This is a genomic window from Halomonas korlensis (assembly GCF_900116705.1).
GTDB classification, from domain to species: Bacteria; Pseudomonadota; Gammaproteobacteria; order Pseudomonadales; family Halomonadaceae; genus Halomonas; species Halomonas korlensis.
In genome coordinates this window covers 123374-140419 of record NZ_FPBP01000011.1, presented here as the reverse complement: position 1 = coordinate 140419, position 17046 = coordinate 123374, and the positions used below count along the sequence as shown (strand labels likewise).

Here is a 17046-nt window from a genome sequence, read left to right as displayed (position 1 = left end):
GTTCAGATGCCCAGGCGGTCGCGGGCCTGATAGTACCAGGCGCCGATGGCCGAGAGCGGCACGCGCAGCAGATGCCCGCCCGGGAACGGCAGATGGGGAAGCTTGGCGAAGGCGTCGAAGCGCGCCTCGCGGCCGGTCAGCACCTCGGCGATCAGGCGACCCGCCAGATGGGTGCAGGTGACGCCGTGGCCGGAATAGCCCTGGGCATAGAAGACGTTGTCATTGATGACTCCAAACTGCGGCAGTCGATTGAGCGTCATCAGGAAAGTACCGCTCCAGGCGTAGTCGACCTTGACGTCGTCGAGTTGCGCAAAGGTCTTGAGCATCTTGGGACGAATTACCGCCTCGATATCGGCCGGGTCGCTGCCACCGTAGTTGACCCCGCCGCCGTACAGCAGGCGGTTGTCGGCCGTCAGTCGAAAGTAGTCGAGCAAATAGTTGCTGTCTTCCACCGCCATGTCGTTGGGTATCAGCGAGCGGGCACGCGCCTTGCTCAGCGGTTCGGTGGTAATGATCTGCGTGCCGCAGGGCATCGACTTGCCCTCGATCTCGGGCAGCACGCCCTTTAGGTAGGCGTTGCCGGCCATCACCACACGTTGCGCGCGCACCCGGCCGCGCGGGGTGCGCAGATCGACCGGTGCGCCGTGCGTCAACGACTCGACGGGCGTCTGTTCGTAGATCGTGCCGCCCAGCGACTCGAAGGCCGCCGCCTCGCCCAGCACCAGGTTGAGCGGGTGCAGATGCCCGCCCGAGTGGTCCACCAGGCCACCCACGTAGCGGTCGCTGACCACCTCGCGCTTCAGGGCGTCGCCCTCGAGCAACTCCAGTTCGCGATTACCGTAACGCTCCCAGAGCGCCTGGTGTTCGATCAGGCCCTGCATCTGCTTGGCATTGCAGGCGGCAAACAGGTTGCCATCCCTGAGATCGCAGTCGATGGCATACTGCCCGATGCGCTCGCGAATGATCCGGTTGCCTTCGAAGGCCATATCGCCCAGCGCCCGGGCGGTCTCATCGCCGTACTTGGCCTCGATCACGTCCATGTCGCGGCTGTAGCTGTTGACGATCTGTCCACCGTTGCGACCGGAGGCGCCGAAGCCGACGCGAGCGGCCTCGAGCACCACGACGTTAAGGCCCTGCTCGGCCAGATGCAGCGCGGCCGAGATGCCGGTGAAGCCCGCCCCCACCACGCAGACATCACAGTCGATCTCGCCCTCCAGCGCCGGGCGTTGCGGCGCCGGATTGGCCGTTGCCGCATACCAGGACCGCGCATGCTCGGTGTCGAGGGAAACGCTCATGATAGCCTCCAGTGGGGGGATCGATGGTAAGGCATCAGCAGCCGACAGATGCCGGAAAAAACCGGGGCGGCGGCCAAGGCCGCCACCCCATCACTTCGATGTTCACGCCCGTCGCGATCAACGTGACGCGATCAACGGCTGCGCGCTTCGCTCCACAGCTCCTGAAGCAGCTGCAGCTGATCGCCGCTTACCGAGGGAGTGAAATGCAACCGCTCGCGGACCGCTTCGTCGGGCATCACCGGCGGCTCGCGCAGGGCGTCGTCGACCAGCGCCAGTGCGGCCTCGTTGGGCGTGGTGTAGTAGTTGTAGTTGGCCAGCCGGGCGGCGACCTCGGGACGCAGCAGGTACTCGATAAACGCCCGCGCCGCGTCGGGATTGGGCGCTCGGGCGGGAATGGCCATCACGTCGACCCAGCGCTGCGAGCCTTCCTCGGGGATGAAGAAGCCCAGCTTGCCGTAGGTCTCCGGGGATTCGGCACGCTTGGCCGCCAGATCGCCGTTGTAGGCGATCCCGGCATGGATCACACCGCTGGCGACCTGCTCGATGGCGGCCGTGGCATCGACGAAGCCGACGAAGTTGTCGCGGCCACGGGTCTCGATCACCGCCTGGGCGGCCTGCGTCCAGGGGGCCTCGCCGATGCAGTCGAAACCGTTGCCCTGAAAGGCGCAGAGGGTGCCAAAAGTGAATTGGGCATCACCCTTGAGTATCGCAAACGGATAGTCCGGATTGACCGCCGGATCGTAGAGGAGGCCCCAGCTGGGCTCGGGGTCGGCAAAGGTCTCGGTGTTGTAGACCACCCCGGTCACGCCCCACAGGTAGGGCACGGTGTAGTCGCCCTGCGGGTCGTAGGAGGGCCGACGGAATTCGTCGAGGATGTTGTCGTAGCCCGTCAGGCTCTCGCCCTCCCGGGCCAGCGGCTGGACAAGGCCGGCATCGATCAGGCGCGGCACGAAGTAGTCCGACGGCACGATCAGGTCGTACTGGGCATCGCCGCCGGCGGTCAGTTTCGAAAACAGCTCCGCGTTGGAGTTGTAGTAGTTCTGCACCACCTCGATGCCGGTCTCGGCCTCGAAGTCCTCGATGATGCCCGGCGCCATGTAATCCGACCAGTTGAACAGGTTGAGCTTGCCTTCCTGGGCGGAGGCGGCAAGCCCCGAGCCCATCAATCCCAGACCGATCAGCCCCACGACGTATTTCGACAGCATATTGTCTCTCCTTGGCAGTTCAATCGAGGGGCCCGAGGGTCTGTTGCGCACTCTGCCCTTGAGCACTCGCCTATCGAGGTTAGCGTCCCAAGCACTAGACCCGCAGCAGCAGGTGCTCACGTTCCCAGGAGCTGATGACCTGGAAGTAGGCGCGATGTTCGGCGCGCTTGACCGCCAGGTAACTGTTGGTGAAACGCTCACCGAGAATATCGGACAACGGCTTGCAGTCATGCAGCATGTCCAGCGCCGGGCCGATGTCGTCGGGCAGTTTGTTGCCGCCAGCCCAGGCGGACCCGACCATGGGCGGGCGTGGCTCGAGCTGGCCCAGCATGCCTAGATAGCCGCAGGCAAGCGACGCTGCCATCACCAAGTAGGGGTTGGCGTCCGCACCGGCCAGGCGGTTCTCGACGCGGGTCGACTCGGCGGACGACATCGGCACGCGCAGCCCCACGGTGCGGTTGTCCAGCCCCCACTCGACATTGATGGGCGCCGAGCCGCTGGTATCGGTGCGCATCAGGCGTCGATAGGAATTCACATTGGGCGCCAGCAGCGGCATCACCGCCGGCAGGTAGCGCTGCAATCCACCGATGAAATAGTGAAAGAGCCGACTAGGCTGGCCATCCTCCCCAGCGAAGACGTTGTGACCGTCCTTGCTGTCGAGCAGGCTCTGGTGGATATGCATGGAACTGCCCGGCTCGTTGGCCATCGGCTTGGCCATGAAGGTGGCATACATGCCGTGGCGCAGCGCCGTCTCACGCAGGGTACGCTTGAACATTACCACCTGGTCGGCGAGGGTCAGCGGGTCGCCATGCTGGAAATTGACCTCCATCTGCCCGGCGCCCTCTTCATGGATCAGGGTGTCCAGATCCAGATTCATGGCCTCGCAATAGTCGTACATTTCCTCGAACAACGGATCGAATTCGTTCACCGCGTCAATGGAGAACGACTGCCGGCTGCTCTCCTGACGACCGGTGCGGCCGATGGGCGGCTCCAGCGGATAATCGGAATCGGTATTGGTCTTGACCAGATAAAATTCGACCTCCGGGGCGATCACCGGTTTCCAGCCACGCTCCTCATAGAGTTGCAAGACACGCTTGAGCACGTAGCGCGGCGCCAGCTCCACCGGCTCGCCGGTGAGGTAGAAACAGTCGTGGATGATCTGGGCGGTGGGATCGTCGGCCCAGGGCACCAGGTAGATCGCGTTCGGGTCCGGCACCAGTTCCATGTCGCGTTCGGCGGGATTCCAGAAACGAATGTCCTCGTCGTCGGGATACCCCCCGGTAACGGTCTGGATGAAGATCGAGTCGGGCAGCCGGGGCCGGCCACCGTTGAGGTACTTGCCGGCAGGCATGATCTTGCCCTTGAGGATACCGGTCAGATCGGAGACCAGGCATTCGACCTCGGTAATACCGTGTGTCTGGAACCAGTCGTTGAGGAGCGGCAGCTCCTGTCGGTTACTCATGGGACATTCCTTGCTCGGGATGGCGAGCCCCCGGCCGTTGCCGGGGGCCCTGCGCTCAGCGCGACTGCACCTCAGACCATAGCTGCTGGAAGGTTTGCAGGGCATCGCCTTCCAGGCTCGGTGTGAAGCGCAGGCGCTGCATATCGTCTTCACTCGGCTGGACGGGTGGCTCGGTCAGCACCTCATCGAGATAGGGCGCCGCCGCGGCGTTGGGGCTGGCATAGTAGTTGTAGTTTGACAGCTGAGCACCGACTTCGGCGTCGAGAATGAAGTCGATGAACTTGTGGGCCATGTCGGGATTCGGCGCCTCGGCGGGAATCAGCATCGAGTCCACCCACATCTCCGCGCCCTCATCGGGGATCATGAAATCCAGCGTCGCGAAGGTCTCGGGATCCTCATCCTTGAAGAAGAGATAGTCGCCGTTGTAGGAAAGCCCCACATGGGTCACGCCGCGTGCCAGCTGTTGGAGCGCCGGGGTGCCGTCGGTGAAGCCGCTGAAGGTCTCGCGCTCCTTGGTATCAAGAAGCAGCTGCGCCGCCTCGCGCCAGGCCTCCATGTCGGTGCAGTCGTAGCCGTGGCCGAGATAGGCGCAGGCACCGCCCATGCTGACCTGGCCATCACCCATCATGGCGAAGGGATGATCGGGATTGACCTCGGGATCGAAGAGCAACGCCCAGCTCTTGGGCGCGTCCGGGAAGGTCTCGGTATTGTAGACGATACCGGTGGTGCCCCACTGGTAGGGCGCGCTGTACTCGGCGCCGGGATCGAACGCGGGGTCCTGGAACTGCTCCATGACGTTGTCGAGATTCTCGAGTTTCGACCTGTCGAGCTTCTGCACCAGGCCGGTCTCGATCAGCCGCGGCACATAGTAGTTGGACGGCACGATGATATCGTACTGCGAGACCCCACCGGCATTGAGCTTGGCCAGCATCTCGGGCAACGAGTTGAAGTAGTTCTGCACGACGTCGACGTCGTATTTCTCCTCGAAGGCCTCGATGATCTCGGGGTCCATGTATTCGGTCCAGTTGAACAGGTAGAGCTTGTTCTCCTGCGCCTGGACGCTGCCGGCAAGCATCAGCCCGCCCAACGATAGCGCCAGCGTCGTCGTCTTGTTGATCTTCATTATCGACTCTCCTCGTTTCCCTGTGGGAAGGGTTTACCGGCTCATACCTGCCGGCGACGGCTCATGGTCAGGCTCAAGATGGCAGCGATCGCCACCGCGCCGATCATCAAGGCGGCAATGGCATTGATTTCCGGCGAGACCCCCTTCTTGATTGCGCCCCAGATATAGATGGGCAGGGTCGCGCTCTCCGGCCCGGCGGTGAAGAAACTGATCACGAAATCATCCACCGACAGAGTAAAGGAGAGGAAAAAGGCCGAGATCAACGCTGGCTTGATGGTCGGCAACATGAAGTGCACTACCCGTTTAACCGGGGTGGCATAAAGATCCTTGGCCGCCTCGAACAGCGTCGGGTCCAGGCCCACGAAGCGCGAATAGACGATCAACGCCACGAACGGAATCTGGAACGTCACGTGAGAGATGATCATCGTCAGCAGACCTGGCTGCAGCAGCCCCGTCAAGCGATGGATCTGCACGAAGAAGGCCATCTCCGAAATGCCGAAGACGATATCGGGCAACACGATGGGCAGGTAGATCAGCACGATCAGCCAGCCGAGCTTGCGATGCCGATGGCGATACATGCCGTAGCCGATCAGACAGCCGATACAGAGCGCGATCACCGACGAGCAGATCGCCAGAATCAGAGTGTTGCCGAAGGCCGAAAGGATCTGCTCGTTACCCAGCAACGCCTTGTACCAGCGCAGCGACACGCCGGTGAAGGTCGCCGCGCTATTGGAGGCGTTGAAGGAAAACAGCACCACCACGACCAGGGGCAGATACAGAAACGTCAGCGTCAGCCACCAGAACCCGGTCAGGCCTCGCTTCAAGGTCCGCTTTCTCATATCACCACCTCCTCGCCGCCACCCAGGCGCTTGCCGATGCGTCGCATGGCGTAGAGCCCGATGAAGGTGGCAATCAGCATCAGGATCGCCCCGGCGGCTCCCAGCGGCCAATTGGCGCCGCCCGCGAACTGCGTCGCCACCAGGTTGCCGAGCATCATGCCCTTGCCGCCGCCGAGCAGCTCCGGAATCACGTACATACCAAAGGCCGGGATCGCTACCAGCACGGTGCCCGCCAGCAGCCCTGGCAGCGTCTGGGGAAAGACCGCATGCCAGAAGGCGCGCACCGGTGAGGCATAGAGATCCTGCGCGGCTTCGACCTGGGCGGTATCGAGTTTCTCGAAGGCGGCATAGAGCGGCAGCACCATGAACGGCAGGAAGTTGTAGACCAGACCCAGGGTGACCGCGAAATTGGACGGATAGAGCCCCATGTTGGGAGAAATGAATCCCAGCCCCTCGGCCAGCGACGAGAGCGGGGTGCCCGGGGCCAGCAGGTTCATCCAGCCGAAGGTGCGGATCACCTGATTGGTCCAGGACGGCACCACCACCAGCAACAGCATGATCGGCCGCCATTTCTCGCGACAGGTGGTGATGTAATAGGCGATCGGGTAGGCGACGATCACCACCAGCCCGGTAGCGACCAGCGTTTGCCACAGCGAGCGAAACAGCGTGTAGAGGTTGCCCGGGCTCCAGCCGAGGAAACCGAAGCCGGCCAGCCGCCGGAACGACTCCAGCGACAGCGGCATCTCGGGCAGGCCATAGGTGCCGTTGCTCATGAAAGCGACGCCCATCAGATAGGCGCTGGGCAGTACCAGGAAGACGATGATCCAGGTCGCCCCGGGGGCCACGGTGAACAACAGATGCCGAGACTCGCGCACCATGCCGCGACTTCGTGCGCTGACGGTCACGCCGGAATAGGCCATGATGCGCTCCTCATTCGCTCAGGGTGACAAGGTCTTCCGGCGCCACCACCACGGTGACTCGGTCGCCCACCTCGGGCAGGTGGCGGCCACGATTGTTCAGCGTCGCCTGCAGGGTGGTATCGCCGATGGCCAGGCAGTACTCGGCGTGGCTGCCGCGATAGAGGCGCTCGGTGACCCGGGCAGGCAGATGATTGACGCCCGTCACGTCTCCCGCCAGCAGGTCCAGGGTCTCGGGGCGAATCAGCAGCAGATCGCCCGCGCCCGGCGATTCCGCCTGCAGCTCGCCGAGGGTCGTGGTCAAGCGATTGCCCTGCCGCGCGGTGATCGCGAAGAGATTGTCGTGGCCCATGAAGCGGGCGACAAAGGCGTTGACCGGGCGTTCGTAGACATCCCGCGGCGGCCCGACCTGTTGGATGATGCCGCCATTGAGCACGGCAATTCGATCAGACATTACCATGGCTTCCTGCTGGTCATGGGTGACGAAGACGAAGGTCATCCCCAGGCGCTTCTGAACGCGCAGTAGTTCCACCTGCAGCTGGCTACGCAGGCCGGCATCCAGCGCCGACAGTGGCTCGTCAAGCAGCAGTACATCGGGCTCGTTGACCAGCGCGCGGGCCAGGGCGATGCGCTGGCGCTGGCCACCGGACAGCTGCTCCACCCGCCGATCGACCAGGTCGCCCAGCTTGATGAACTCGGCGATCCTGGCCACCCGGGCGTCGCGCTCGGCGGCCGGCAGGCCGCGCATCTTGAGGCCGAAGGCCAGGTTGTCGCGTACCGACAGATGGGGGAACAGCGCGTAGGACTGGAACACGGTATTGACGCTGCGCTGGTGGGGCGGCACCTCGGTGATGGTGCGCCCGCCGATGCTCAGCTCGCCAGCGTCGGCATCTTCCAGGCCGGCGAGAATGCGCAGCAAGGTGGTCTTGCCACAGCCCGAGGGGCCGAGCAGGGTAAAGAACTCGCCCGCCTCGATGGTCAGATCGACCCCATCCAGGGCCACGGTATCGGCCCCGAAGCGCTTGTGCAGGCCCTGCATCTCGATGGACGAGGCTTGTCGTCTCGGCTCGTCGGTGTCCACCACCGGTGGCGCATCCACTGACTCGGTGACGTCCGCCGTGAAGGAATCGCTCATGGGGTGCCCTCTTGGTTCTTGTTGGCCCGACTCAAAGCCGGTCACGCAGCTTGAAGAAGTGGGTGGCCAGCACCAGTAGCGGCTTGCGCAGCACGCTACCGCCGGGGAATCGACGGTGTGGCATGGCAGCAAAGACATCGAAGCGCTCGCTCTGGCCGGCGATGGCCTCGCTCAGGAGCTTGCCGGCCAGCCCCGCCAGCGCCATGCCATGCCCGGAATAGCCTTGGGCGTAATAGAGATTGCTCCCCAGCCGGCCGAAGTCCGGCGCCCGGTTCTGGGTGATCGCCACGTCGCCACCCCAGCGGTAGTCGATACCGACCCCGGCCAGCACCGGAAACAGCCGGGCAATCTTGGCATCCATGCGTGCCTGGAGCCCCCGAGGTTCTCGGCCATCGTAGCTGACCTCGCCGCCATAGATCAGGCGACGGTCGGCCGTGAGCCGATAGTAGTCGAGCACGAAATTGGCATCGGACAGAGCATCGTTGCGCGGCAACACCTGTGCCGCCTGCTCGGCTGTGAGCGGCTCGGTGGCGATCATGTAGTTGGCGGCGCGCATGATGCGCCCGGAAAGCGCCGGTACCAGCCCTGCCTGGTAGGCATTGGTACCAAGCACCACGAAGTCCGCGGTCACCCTGCCCTGGGCGGTCAGCACCTTGGCCGGCTCGCCGCGCTCGATCTTAACGGCAGCGCTATGCTCATGGATCGTCACGCCGGCGCGGCGCGCCGCCTGAGCCAGGCCCAAGGTGTAATTGAGCGGATGCAGGTGGCCGCCTTCGCTATCGTGAAGTGCTGCCGGGTAGGCATCGGTGACCACGTGCTCGCGCAGGGCCTCGCCCTCAAGCCAGCTCAACGACGGGTAATCGTAGTCGCGCGCCATGCGATCCCGGAATTCCTGCAGCTCCTTCACATGGCGCGGCTTGACCGCCGCGTGCAGGTAACCCCAGGCAAGCTCGCAGGGAATAGCATGGCGCTCGACGAGCTCGGCGGTGAGACGCACCGCCTCGCGACTCATTTCCCAGACCTCCCGCGCCTGGGCGAGACCCAGCGCCTTCTGCACGGTCGCGATATCGGTGCCCAGGCCGGGCAATATCTGCCCGCCGCTGCGCCCGGAAGCCCCGTAGCCGATCTCGCCGGCCTCGAGCAGCACCACCGAATAGCCGCGCTCGGCCAGATGCAGCGCCGCCGAGCAGCCGGTGACGCCACCGCCGATCACGCACACGTCGGCACGCACCTCGCCTTCAAGCGCAGGGCAGCTGCCGAGATCGACGGCAATGGAGTCGCGATACCAGGAGGCGGGACGCTTGAGGGAGGAAGCCATGCCGAAAGCCTGTGAAGTCATGCGCGCTGCGCTCGTTGTTATTGAGTGACGCCGTATCGAAACGTCGCAATGTACCTTCAGTTTGACACCAGCACGCCTGCCGATGTCAAGTATTCAATAACAACGCCATCGCGCATGCGGTAATGCCAGATACACGCATCAGCCACGGGAAATGGCCGTCTTCTGGCTCTCCAGCGCCTCGAGAAAGGCCTCGAGCACCCGATTCGGCCGTCGGTCGCGACGCACGATGACCACGAAAGGCGTCAAGAAATGACAGTCACCCGGCCAGAGGGCGCGCAGGCGACCCGCATCCACCCATGGCGCGGCCTGATGATCGGGCAAAAAACCAAGATAGGCCCCGGTCAGGATCAAGAACGCCGCGCCCTCGCGATCCGAGGCGGTCGCGGTGCCACGAAGCCGCGCATGCTGGTCGCGTCCCGGTGTCGGCAGCGGGTAGGTCGGCACCACGGCGTCCCAGGCGGCCAGATCGCCCCGGGGTGTCGTTGGCTCGGCGGCAAACAACGGGTGCTCGGCGCTGCAGTATAGCCGCGACAGCTCCTCGTAGAGCGGGCGCCGCTCCAGGCTCGCCGGCAGGTCGACGTCCGGGACGACGCCCAGTTGCAGGCGGCCGTCGAGCACGGCCCGGGCAATCTCGCCCGGCGGGTCCATGTGCATTTTCAGGCGCACTTCCGGCCCCCGCGCCTTGAGAGCCGCCAGGGCATGGGTGATGCGCATCTCGGGCAGGCTCACCAGCGTATCGGTAATGCCGATATCGAGCTCACCGCGCAGGGTCTCGTGCAGGGCATTGACCTCGTTGCGAAAGGCCTCGAGGCCGGCCAGCAGCGTCTCGGCCGCCTCGAGCACCTCCCTGCCCTCTTCGGTCAGGGCGAAGCCACCCCGGCCACGGCGGCAGAGTCGCAGCCCCAGGCGCCGTTCCAGATCGCCCATGTGCAGGCTGATGGCCGAGCGGCTGATACCCAACTCGCTCTCGGCGGCGGAAAACCCGCCACACTCCGCCACGGCCTTGAATACCCTGAGCAGGCGGATATCGAAGTCGGTCACCGGCCCCGTCAGTGCCTGGCGACGCGCCATGGCGATCATCCCCCGCAGACCGGGCAGGCAGGATCCTTCGGCACCCGGAAATGGCGCCATTGACCGCTTAGCCCGTCGAAGGTCGACAGGCCCTGGTGCGGCGTGCCGGCACCGCTGAGCCACTTGACCGCCTCCAGCGCCTGGAAAGACCCGATCAGCCCCACCAGGGGCGCCACGACCCCGTTTTCGGCGCAGCGCAGCGCCTCGTCGTCGCCGTCCTCGCCCGGCGGGTAGAGACAGGCGTAGCAAGGGGCCTCGGCATCACGCGGATCGGCCACGAACAGCTGACCGGAGAAGCGGATGGCCGCACCGGATACCAGCGCAACACCGGCCTTGCGGCAAGCCGCATTGATCGCGAAACGGCTGGAGAAGCGATCGGTGCAGTCAAGCACCAGGTCGGCGGCCGCCACCGCCCGTTCCAGCGCCTCGCCTTCGAGATGGTCGGTCAGCGCCTCGATGTAGCAATCGGGGTTGAGCGCCAACGCCGCCTCCCGAGCCGATTCGGCCTTGAGGCGACCCAGGTCGGCCTGGCCGTGGGCGATCTGGCGCTGCAGGTTGGAAAGCTCCACCTCGTCGGCATCGGCCAGCGTCAGGTGCCCGACCCCGGCGGCGGCAAGATAGAGCGCCACCGGCGACCCCAGGCCGCCGGCGCCGACCACCAGGGCGTGGCTGGCCAGCAGCCGCTCCTGACCGTTGATATCGATCTGTGCCAGCATGATCTGGCGGCTGTAGCGCAATAGCGCGTCATCGTTCATGGTCGCGCTCACTTCTCATTGAATTCCTCGATATCGGGCACAGGCAGGGAAAAGTCCTCCTTGACCTCCTCCATGACCACATAGCTCTTCGACTCCTTGACGCCGGGCAATGTCAGCACCACGTCGCCGAGCAGCTGGCGATAGGCGGACATCTCGGGAATACGGCACTTGAGGATGTAGTCGAACTGACCCGAGACCAGGTGGCATTCCTGAATCTGGGGCAGCGTGGCCACGGCGCGACGAAACTCGTCGAAGACCGTCGGCGACTGGGTCTCGAGACTCACTTCCACGAACACCAGCAGGTTGGCCTTGAGGGCGCGGGGATCGAGCAGCGCCTTGTAGCCGCGAATCACCCCCGACCGCTCCAGGCGCTTGACCCGTTCCAGACAAGGCGTGGTAGACAGACCCACCTGAGAGGCCAGGTCGACATAGGAAATGCGCGCATTCTCCTGCAGGCATCGCAGAATGCTGAGATCGATGCGATCGAGCGAGCGAGTCTTGGCTTTCATTGTCGTTGGCACGCCGGTCATGAGGGCTGGTAAAGGCCGCCAGAGGAATCGACTGAAATGCACCGTGCCATAGCGACAATCTGATGTTCAGTCACGTCATCGAGACGGCGAGGAGTGGTTTCGACTGCTCGTGATGGTTACGTCTCATGTGTAACACAGCCACTCGCGCGGCTCCAGCGTCGCGCTCAACGCGGCGTCTGCCCCAGACTGACCCGCTCGTGCCCGGCCAGGTCTAGCCGGCTCTGCACCGCCAGCAGCCCCGCTGCGGCCAGGGCCTCGCGCACCGGGCCCGCCTGGTCGAAGCCATGCTCCAGCAGCAGCCAACCACCGGGAAGCAGATGGCGTCGCGCCTGCCCGGCGAGATGACGCAGATCGGCCAGCCCGCCCTCGCCCGCCACCAGCGCGCTGTGCGGCTCGAAGCGCAGGTCGCCGCGTTGCAGATGGGCATCGTCGGCGGCGATGTAGGGCGGGTTGGAAACAATCAGGGCGAATCGCGCGTCGCCAGGCTCATCATTCAGGGCGGCGAACCAATCGCTGCGGAAAAACGTGGCGTTGGCGATGGCAAGCCGCTCGGCGTTGCGCCTCGCCAGCGCCACCGCCTCGGGACGGATATCCACGCCGGTGACGTGCCAGTCGGGTCGCTCGCTGGCAAAGGCCAGGGCGACCGCCCCGGTGCCGGTGCCCAGGTCGAGCAGCCGGCCCGGCGCGCCCCCGGCGAGCTCCAGCGCCGCTTCCACCAGGGTTTCGGTATCCGGCCGGGGAATCAGGGTGTCGGCGGTGGTCATCAGCGGCAGCCCCCAGAACTCGCGCTCGCCGGTGAGATGCGCGATCGGCTGACCGGCCGCGCGGGCCGCCACCAGCGCCTCGAAGCGCGCGCGCTCAAGGGTCGCCACGTCGCGATCGCCCCAGGTATAGAGCCAGGTGCGATCGACCTGCAGCACCTGGCAGAGCAGGAGCTCGGCGTCGAGCCGGGCGCTGGGGGAGCCGGCCCGGGCCAGCCTGGCCGATGCCTGGGCCAGCAACTGATCAACCCGCATCATGATTCCTGCTCGTACCTCATGATTCCTGTTGGAGCGCCGCGAGCTGTTCGGCCTGGTACTCATGGATCAACGGCTCGATCACCTCGTCGAGGTGCTCGCCGGAAATCACATCACCCAGCTTGTAGAGGGTCAGGTTGATGCGGTGATCGGTCACCCGCCCCTGGGGAAAGTTGTAGGTGCGGATGCGCTCGCTGCGATCGCCGGAACCGACCAGCGAGCGACGAAAGTCCGCCTGCTGCTGGCGCTGGCCAGCCACGGCCACCTGTTTCAGGCGCGCGGCCAGCAGCGACATCGCCTTGGCGCGGTTCTTGTGCTGGCTGCGCTCCTCCTGGCACTCCACCACCACGCCGCTGGGCAGGTGGGTCAGGCGAATCGCCGAATCGGTGGTATTGACGTGCTGGCCACCCGCTCCGCTGGAGCGAAAGGTATCCACCCGCAGGTCGTTGGCATCGATGGTGATGTCACCCACCTCATCGACCTCGGGCATCACTGCCACGGTACAGGCCGAGGTGTGAATGCGGCCCTGGGACTCGGTGGCCGGTACTCGCTGCACCCGATGGGCGCCGGATTCGAACTTGAGACGCGCATAGACGTCCTCGCCCTTGATGCGCAAGATGATCTCCTTGTAGCCGCCCTGCTCGCCGTGGCTGACGCTGACGATCTCGACTTTCCAGCCTTGCTGCTCGGCGTAGCGGGAGTACATCCGGAACAGGTCGCCGGCGAACAGCGCTGCCTCATCGCCGCCGGTGCCGGCCCGCACCTCGAGAAAGACATTGCGACGGTCGTCGGGGTCCCGCGGCACCAGCAGCTGTTTGAGACGGGTTTCCGTATCCGCCAGCCGCTCGCGTCCGTCGGCGAGCTCCATTTCGGCCAGCTCGCGCATCTCGGCATCGCGGTCATCGGTGAGCTGTGAGGCGGAAGCGATATCGGCCTCGATGCGCCGATAATCCTGCCAGGCCTCGACCAACGCCTCCAGCTCGGCATACTCGCGGGAATAGTCGCGAAAACGTCGCTGGTCGCCGATTATCTCGGGGTCCGCCAGCAGCGCGGAGAGCTCCTCGAAGCGCTCGGTGAAGGCATCGAGGCGCTGACGCAGGGAAGCTTTCATCGGCACATCCTATCGGGACTTGTCGGGTGAACTGTCGAGCAGCAGGGTCGCGGCGGCATCGAGCAGGTCGTGCCGTTCGGCGGAGGCCGCCTCGCGAAGCGCCACCGTGGGGCTGTGTAACAGGCGGTTGGTGAGCTGGTGGGCCAGACGCCGAACCACTTCTTCCGGGTCATCGCCGCGCGCGAGTTGCGCTAGCGCCTGTCGCTCGGAAAGCTCGCGCAGCGACTGGCAGTGCGCGCGGAAATCACGGATCAGCTCGCCGCCGCCGCGAATGCGTCGTTCGTGCTGCCAGGCCTCCACGCCGTGCTCGATCAGCGCCTCGGCCTGGTCGGCGGCGACCTGGCGATGACGGCGATTCTCGTCGATCACCTCCTCGAGATCATCGACGGTATAAAGGAAGACATCGCTGAGCTCCCCGACCTCGGGTTCGATATCGCGCGGCACGGCGATATCGACCATGAAGATGGGGCGATGACGGCGCTTCTTCAGGGCCCGCTCGACCATGCCCTTGCCGAGGATCGGCAGGGGGGCCGCCGTCGAGGAGATGACGATGTCGGCCTCGACCAGGGCATCGGGAATCTCGTTCAAGGTCACGGCGCGGCCGCCCAGAGGGCCGGCGAGCAGCTCGGCGCGCTCCCGGGTGCGATTGGCGACGGTCAACTGGCGTACGCCGGCTTCATGAAGATGGCGGGCCACCAGCTCGATAGTTTCGCCGGCGCCGATCAGCAGGGCCCGAGAGCGGCCGAAGTCACCGAAGATGCGGCTGGCCAGGCTGACCGCTGCATAGGCCACCGACACCGGGTTGCGCCCGATGCCGGTCTCGGTGCGTACTTGCTTGGCCACCGCGAAGGTGTGCTGAAAGAGACGCTCCAGCTCGCCACCCAGTCCCTTGGCCTCGCGCGCGCTCTGGTAGGCGTCCTTGAGCTGGCCGAGGATCTGCGGCTCGCCGAGCACCATGGAATCGAGGCCGACCGCTACGCGCATCAGGTGCCGGGCAGCATCGTTTTCCAGATAATGGTAGGCACAGCGGATCAGCTCCTCCGGCTGCAGACCGTGGTAACGCCCCAACCAGTCGAGTATCACCTGCTCACCATTGGCATCGGCGATGCAGTAGAGTTCGGTGCGATTGCAGGTCGAGAGGACTGCCGCCTCCTTGATCTCGGGCAGGCCGCGCAGCTCCCCCAGCGCCGCCGCAAGCTGAGCGGGCGAAAAGGCGACCTGTTCGCGCACCTCCACGGTGGCGGTTCGGTGATTGATTCCCAGGGCAAGCAGCGTCATGCAGTCGGCGTCTTCACTCAGGTAAACGGCGCTCGGGTGCTGTGCCACCCGGCTTTCGGAGCGCAAGATTCTAACACAGCACGAGGCCGCGAGGCGCCATGGCCTGATCGGGCGCTTTGCCCGGGAAGGCCGAGCCGTTATGCTGGCCGCTCGGCATTTTGAACGAGACCCGCATGCCATTTGCATTAATGCTTCCTCACCCGCTGGCCCGCCATGTCCTGACGCCGCTGACGCTTGCCGCCCTGCTCGCCGGCTGCCAGGTACTGCCTTCCAGCGCGCCCGGCATGCTGCCGGAGGACGACCCCATGGCAAGCGCCCCGCCCATCCGGCGTGGCCTGGATGCCCAGGGGCTCGCCGGGCTGATGACCGCCGAGATCGCCGGCCAGCGCGGCGATTACCATCGTGCCACTCAGGGCTATCTGGAAGGCGCCGAGCGTTACGACTCGGTGGAACTGATCGAACGAGCCGCGCTGGCCGCCCGTTTCAGCAACGACGCACAACTGCTGGCCGACACCGCCCAGCGCTGGCAGGCCATGGCGCCTGAGTCGGAGGAGCCCGCCAGATTGCTGGCCAGCCTCGCCGTGCAGCAGGGCGACTGGCTAACGGCACTGGACCAGCGGCTGCGCCTGGTCGACCTCGGGGGCCAGGGCGAACTCGTTGCCTTCGTCGAAAGCGCCCTCGCCGGGGGCGCCGATCCGGCACCGCTGCTCGAGCGGATGCACGCTCACCTGGCCAGTCGGGATGCGACCGCCTCTCCTGTGCCCCACCAGGCCGAGCTCGCCACGGCGATGCTCGAAGTCGCCGTGGGCGACAACGCCTCGGCCTCGCGTCGACTCGACCGGCTCACGCAACTCTCGCCTGAACTGCCAGCGCTGTGGCTGACCCGCGCCCAGCTCGCCCAGCAAGCCGGCGACCACGCCAAGGCCCGCGATGCCGCCCGTCGCGGCCTGACCGTGGCGCCGGGCGACGCCCGCTTTATCCTGCTGCTGGCCCAGTCGGAGCTGCGCCTGGGCAATGTCGCCGCCGCCGAGGCACAGACCGATGCCCTGCTCGACGAGCACGCAGGCGACGAAGGCCTGCGCCTTGCCCTCGCCCAGCTCTATCTTGACGAAGGGCTCCCCAAGCCTGCACGCCGCCTACTGCTGCCGCTGGTGGGCGAGACCGACACACCACCGTTGACCTTTTACCTGCTTGGCGCCATCGCCGAATCGCAGGGCGAGATCGACAACGCTCTGCTCTATTATCGGCAGGTGGGCGCCGGGGAAGAGTTCATGCCGGCCCGCCTGCGCGCCGCTCGCATGCTGATCGAGGATGGTCGCCTGGCGGATGCCCGTACCTTCCTGCGCATCGAACGCCTCCGCCATGACGACGCTTTCACCGACCTGGTCTCGCTCGAGGTGGAGCTGCTTGACCAGCAAGGCCTTGTCGATCAGGCCGATGCCCTGATCGAGCAGGAGCTGTCACGCACCCCCAACGACGAGCAGTTGCTCTATCTGCGCGCCATGCGGGCGTACAACGCCGGCGATGTCGAGGCCATGGAACGCGATCTCGAGCGCATCATCGAGCGTAACCCCGATAACGCAGCGGCACTTAATGCGCTGGGGTACACCCTGGCCGAGCTGGGACGCGAATCGCGCCTTGAAGGGGCGCGCGACATGATCGAGCGCGCCCACGAGCTGGAACCCGACAATCCAGCCATTCTCGACAGCATGGGCTGGATCCGCTTTCGCCAGGGCGATACCGAGCAGGCCCTTCCCTGGCTGCAGCGCGCCTGGGCGGCGATGCCCGACCAGGAGATCGCGGCACATCTGATCGAGGTGCTCTGGGCCCTCGAGCAACGCGACGAGGCCCGCGAGCTGTTGCGCGCGGCTCTCCAGCGCTTCGAGGAGCGCCCGGCACTCGAAGAGCTTCTGGAACGCCTACCCGAGTTGTCGCTAGCACCTCGCTGACCCACCACCCATGACCCGAGA

The 17046-nt window shown here is 65.4% G+C and carries 15 protein-coding genes; 1 reads left to right on the top strand and 14 read right to left on the bottom strand.

The annotated features are described in order from the left end of the window. Positions 1-2: 2 nt before the first annotated feature. The 14 genes from BM341_RS14810 to hemA form a co-directional block, all read right to left on the bottom strand. Positions 3-1295, bottom strand: coding sequence for an NAD(P)/FAD-dependent oxidoreductase (locus tag BM341_RS14810; protein ID WP_089796835.1), 1293 nt, complete (start codon positions 1293-1295; stop codon positions 3-5). A gap of 131 nt (positions 1296-1426) precedes the next feature. Next, positions 1427-2500 carry an ABC transporter substrate-binding protein gene (locus BM341_RS14805; protein ID WP_089796834.1) on the bottom strand — a complete coding sequence of 358 codons (1074 nt, stop codon included), beginning with the start codon at positions 2498-2500 and terminating at the stop codon, positions 1427-1429. Between the two features lie 94 nt (positions 2501-2594). Further along, complete coding sequence (locus BM341_RS14800; protein ID WP_089796833.1) at positions 2595-3962, bottom strand: glutamine synthetase family protein; 1368 nt, start codon at positions 3960-3962, stop codon at positions 2595-2597. A 55-nt stretch (positions 3963-4017) separates the two neighbouring features. Beyond that, positions 4018-5085, bottom strand: coding sequence for an ABC transporter substrate-binding protein (locus BM341_RS14795; protein WP_089796832.1), 1068 nt, complete (start codon positions 5083-5085; stop codon positions 4018-4020). Between the two features lie 41 nt (positions 5086-5126). Then, positions 5127-5924: an ABC transporter permease gene (locus BM341_RS14790; protein ID WP_089796831.1), complete on the bottom strand. Its 798-nt coding sequence runs from the start codon at positions 5922-5924 to the stop codon at positions 5127-5129. Further along, positions 5921-6844, bottom strand: coding sequence for an ABC transporter permease (locus BM341_RS14785; protein ID WP_089796830.1), 924 nt, complete (start codon positions 6842-6844; stop codon positions 5921-5923). The genes BM341_RS14790 and BM341_RS14785 overlap by 4 nt, the downstream gene beginning before the upstream one ends. A 10-nt stretch (positions 6845-6854) precedes the next feature. Further along, the gene (locus tag BM341_RS14780; RefSeq protein WP_089796829.1) at positions 6855-7976 is read right to left on the bottom strand and encodes an ABC transporter ATP-binding protein; all 1122 of its coding nucleotides are present in this window, start codon (positions 7974-7976) and stop codon (positions 6855-6857) included. Positions 7977-8007: 31 nt separating this feature from the next. After that, positions 8008-9315 carry an NAD(P)/FAD-dependent oxidoreductase gene (locus tag BM341_RS14775; RefSeq protein WP_245784289.1) on the bottom strand — a complete coding sequence of 436 codons (1308 nt, stop codon included), beginning with the start codon at positions 9313-9315 and terminating at the stop codon, positions 8008-8010. Positions 9316-9453: 138 nt separating this feature from the next. Next, complete coding sequence (locus BM341_RS14770; protein ID WP_089796855.1) at positions 9454-10386, bottom strand: LysR family transcriptional regulator; 933 nt, start codon at positions 10384-10386, stop codon at positions 9454-9456. 5 nt (positions 10387-10391) lie between these two features. After that, entirely contained in the window at positions 10392-11141 is a 750-nt protein-coding gene (locus tag BM341_RS14765) for a HesA/MoeB/ThiF family protein (RefSeq protein WP_089796828.1), read from the bottom strand. Between the two features lie 8 nt (positions 11142-11149). Continuing rightward, the gene (locus BM341_RS14760; RefSeq protein WP_089796827.1) at positions 11150-11650 is read right to left on the bottom strand and encodes an Lrp/AsnC ligand binding domain-containing protein; all 501 of its coding nucleotides are present in this window, start codon (positions 11648-11650) and stop codon (positions 11150-11152) included. 185 nt (positions 11651-11835) lie between these two features. Next, on the bottom strand, positions 11836-12687 hold the full coding sequence (prmC, locus tag BM341_RS14755) for a peptide chain release factor N(5)-glutamine methyltransferase (RefSeq protein WP_089796826.1): 852 nt from the start codon (positions 12685-12687) through the stop codon (positions 11836-11838). A 19-nt stretch (positions 12688-12706) separates the two neighbouring features. After that, positions 12707-13798 carry a peptide chain release factor 1 gene (gene prfA, locus BM341_RS14750; RefSeq protein ID WP_089796825.1) on the bottom strand — a complete coding sequence of 364 codons (1092 nt, stop codon included), beginning with the start codon at positions 13796-13798 and terminating at the stop codon, positions 12707-12709. A 9-nt stretch (positions 13799-13807) separates the two neighbouring features. After that, complete coding sequence (hemA, locus tag BM341_RS14745; RefSeq protein ID WP_089796824.1) at positions 13808-15076, bottom strand: glutamyl-tRNA reductase; 1269 nt, start codon at positions 15074-15076, stop codon at positions 13808-13810. Between the two features lie 173 nt (positions 15077-15249). On the opposite strand from hemA, the gene BM341_RS14740 reads away from it, so the two are divergent. Then, positions 15250-17025 carry a tetratricopeptide repeat protein gene (locus BM341_RS14740; RefSeq protein ID WP_245784288.1) on the top strand — a complete coding sequence of 592 codons (1776 nt, stop codon included), beginning with the start codon at positions 15250-15252 and terminating at the stop codon, positions 17023-17025. Positions 17026-17046: the final 21 nt, after the last annotated feature.

Bases quoted from the DNA above. Each gene is read 5' to 3' on its own strand.
- BM341_RS14795 (WP_089796832.1), bottom strand. From the start codon at position 5,085: ATGAAGATCAACAAGACGACGACGCTGGCGCTATCGTTGGGCGGGCTG.
- BM341_RS14740 (WP_245784288.1), top strand. From the start codon at position 15,250: ATGCCATTTGCATTAATGCTTCCTCACCCGCTGGCCCGCCATGTCCTG.
- hemA (WP_089796824.1), bottom strand. From the start codon at position 15,076: ATGACGCTGCTTGCCCTGGGAATCAATCACCGAACCGCCACCGTGGAG.
- BM341_RS14760 (WP_089796827.1), bottom strand. From the start codon at position 11,650: ATGAAAGCCAAGACTCGCTCGCTCGATCGCATCGATCTCAGCATTCTG.
- BM341_RS14810 (WP_089796835.1), bottom strand. From the start codon at position 1,295: ATGAGCGTTTCCCTCGACACCGAGCATGCGCGGTCCTGGTATGCGGCA.
- BM341_RS14765 (WP_089796828.1), bottom strand. From the start codon at position 11,141: ATGAACGATGACGCGCTATTGCGCTACAGCCGCCAGATCATGCTGGCA.
- BM341_RS14780 (WP_089796829.1), bottom strand. From the start codon at position 7,976: ATGAGCGATTCCTTCACGGCGGACGTCACCGAGTCAGTGGATGCGCCA.
- BM341_RS14790 (WP_089796831.1), bottom strand. From the start codon at position 5,924: ATGAGAAAGCGGACCTTGAAGCGAGGCCTGACCGGGTTCTGGTGGCTG.
- prfA (WP_089796825.1), bottom strand. From the start codon at position 13,798: ATGAAAGCTTCCCTGCGTCAGCGCCTCGATGCCTTCACCGAGCGCTTC.
- BM341_RS14770 (WP_089796855.1), bottom strand. From the start codon at position 10,386: ATGGCGCGTCGCCAGGCACTGACGGGGCCGGTGACCGACTTCGATATC.
- prmC (WP_089796826.1), bottom strand. From the start codon at position 12,687: ATGCGGGTTGATCAGTTGCTGGCCCAGGCATCGGCCAGGCTGGCCCGG.
- BM341_RS14800 (WP_089796833.1), bottom strand. From the start codon at position 3,962: ATGAGTAACCGACAGGAGCTGCCGCTCCTCAACGACTGGTTCCAGACA.
- BM341_RS14785 (WP_089796830.1), bottom strand. From the start codon at position 6,844: ATGGCCTATTCCGGCGTGACCGTCAGCGCACGAAGTCGCGGCATGGTG.
- BM341_RS14775 (WP_245784289.1), bottom strand. From the start codon at position 9,315: ATGACTTCACAGGCTTTCGGCATGGCTTCCTCCCTCAAGCGTCCCGCC.
- BM341_RS14805 (WP_089796834.1), bottom strand. From the start codon at position 2,500: ATGCTGTCGAAATACGTCGTGGGGCTGATCGGTCTGGGATTGATGGGC.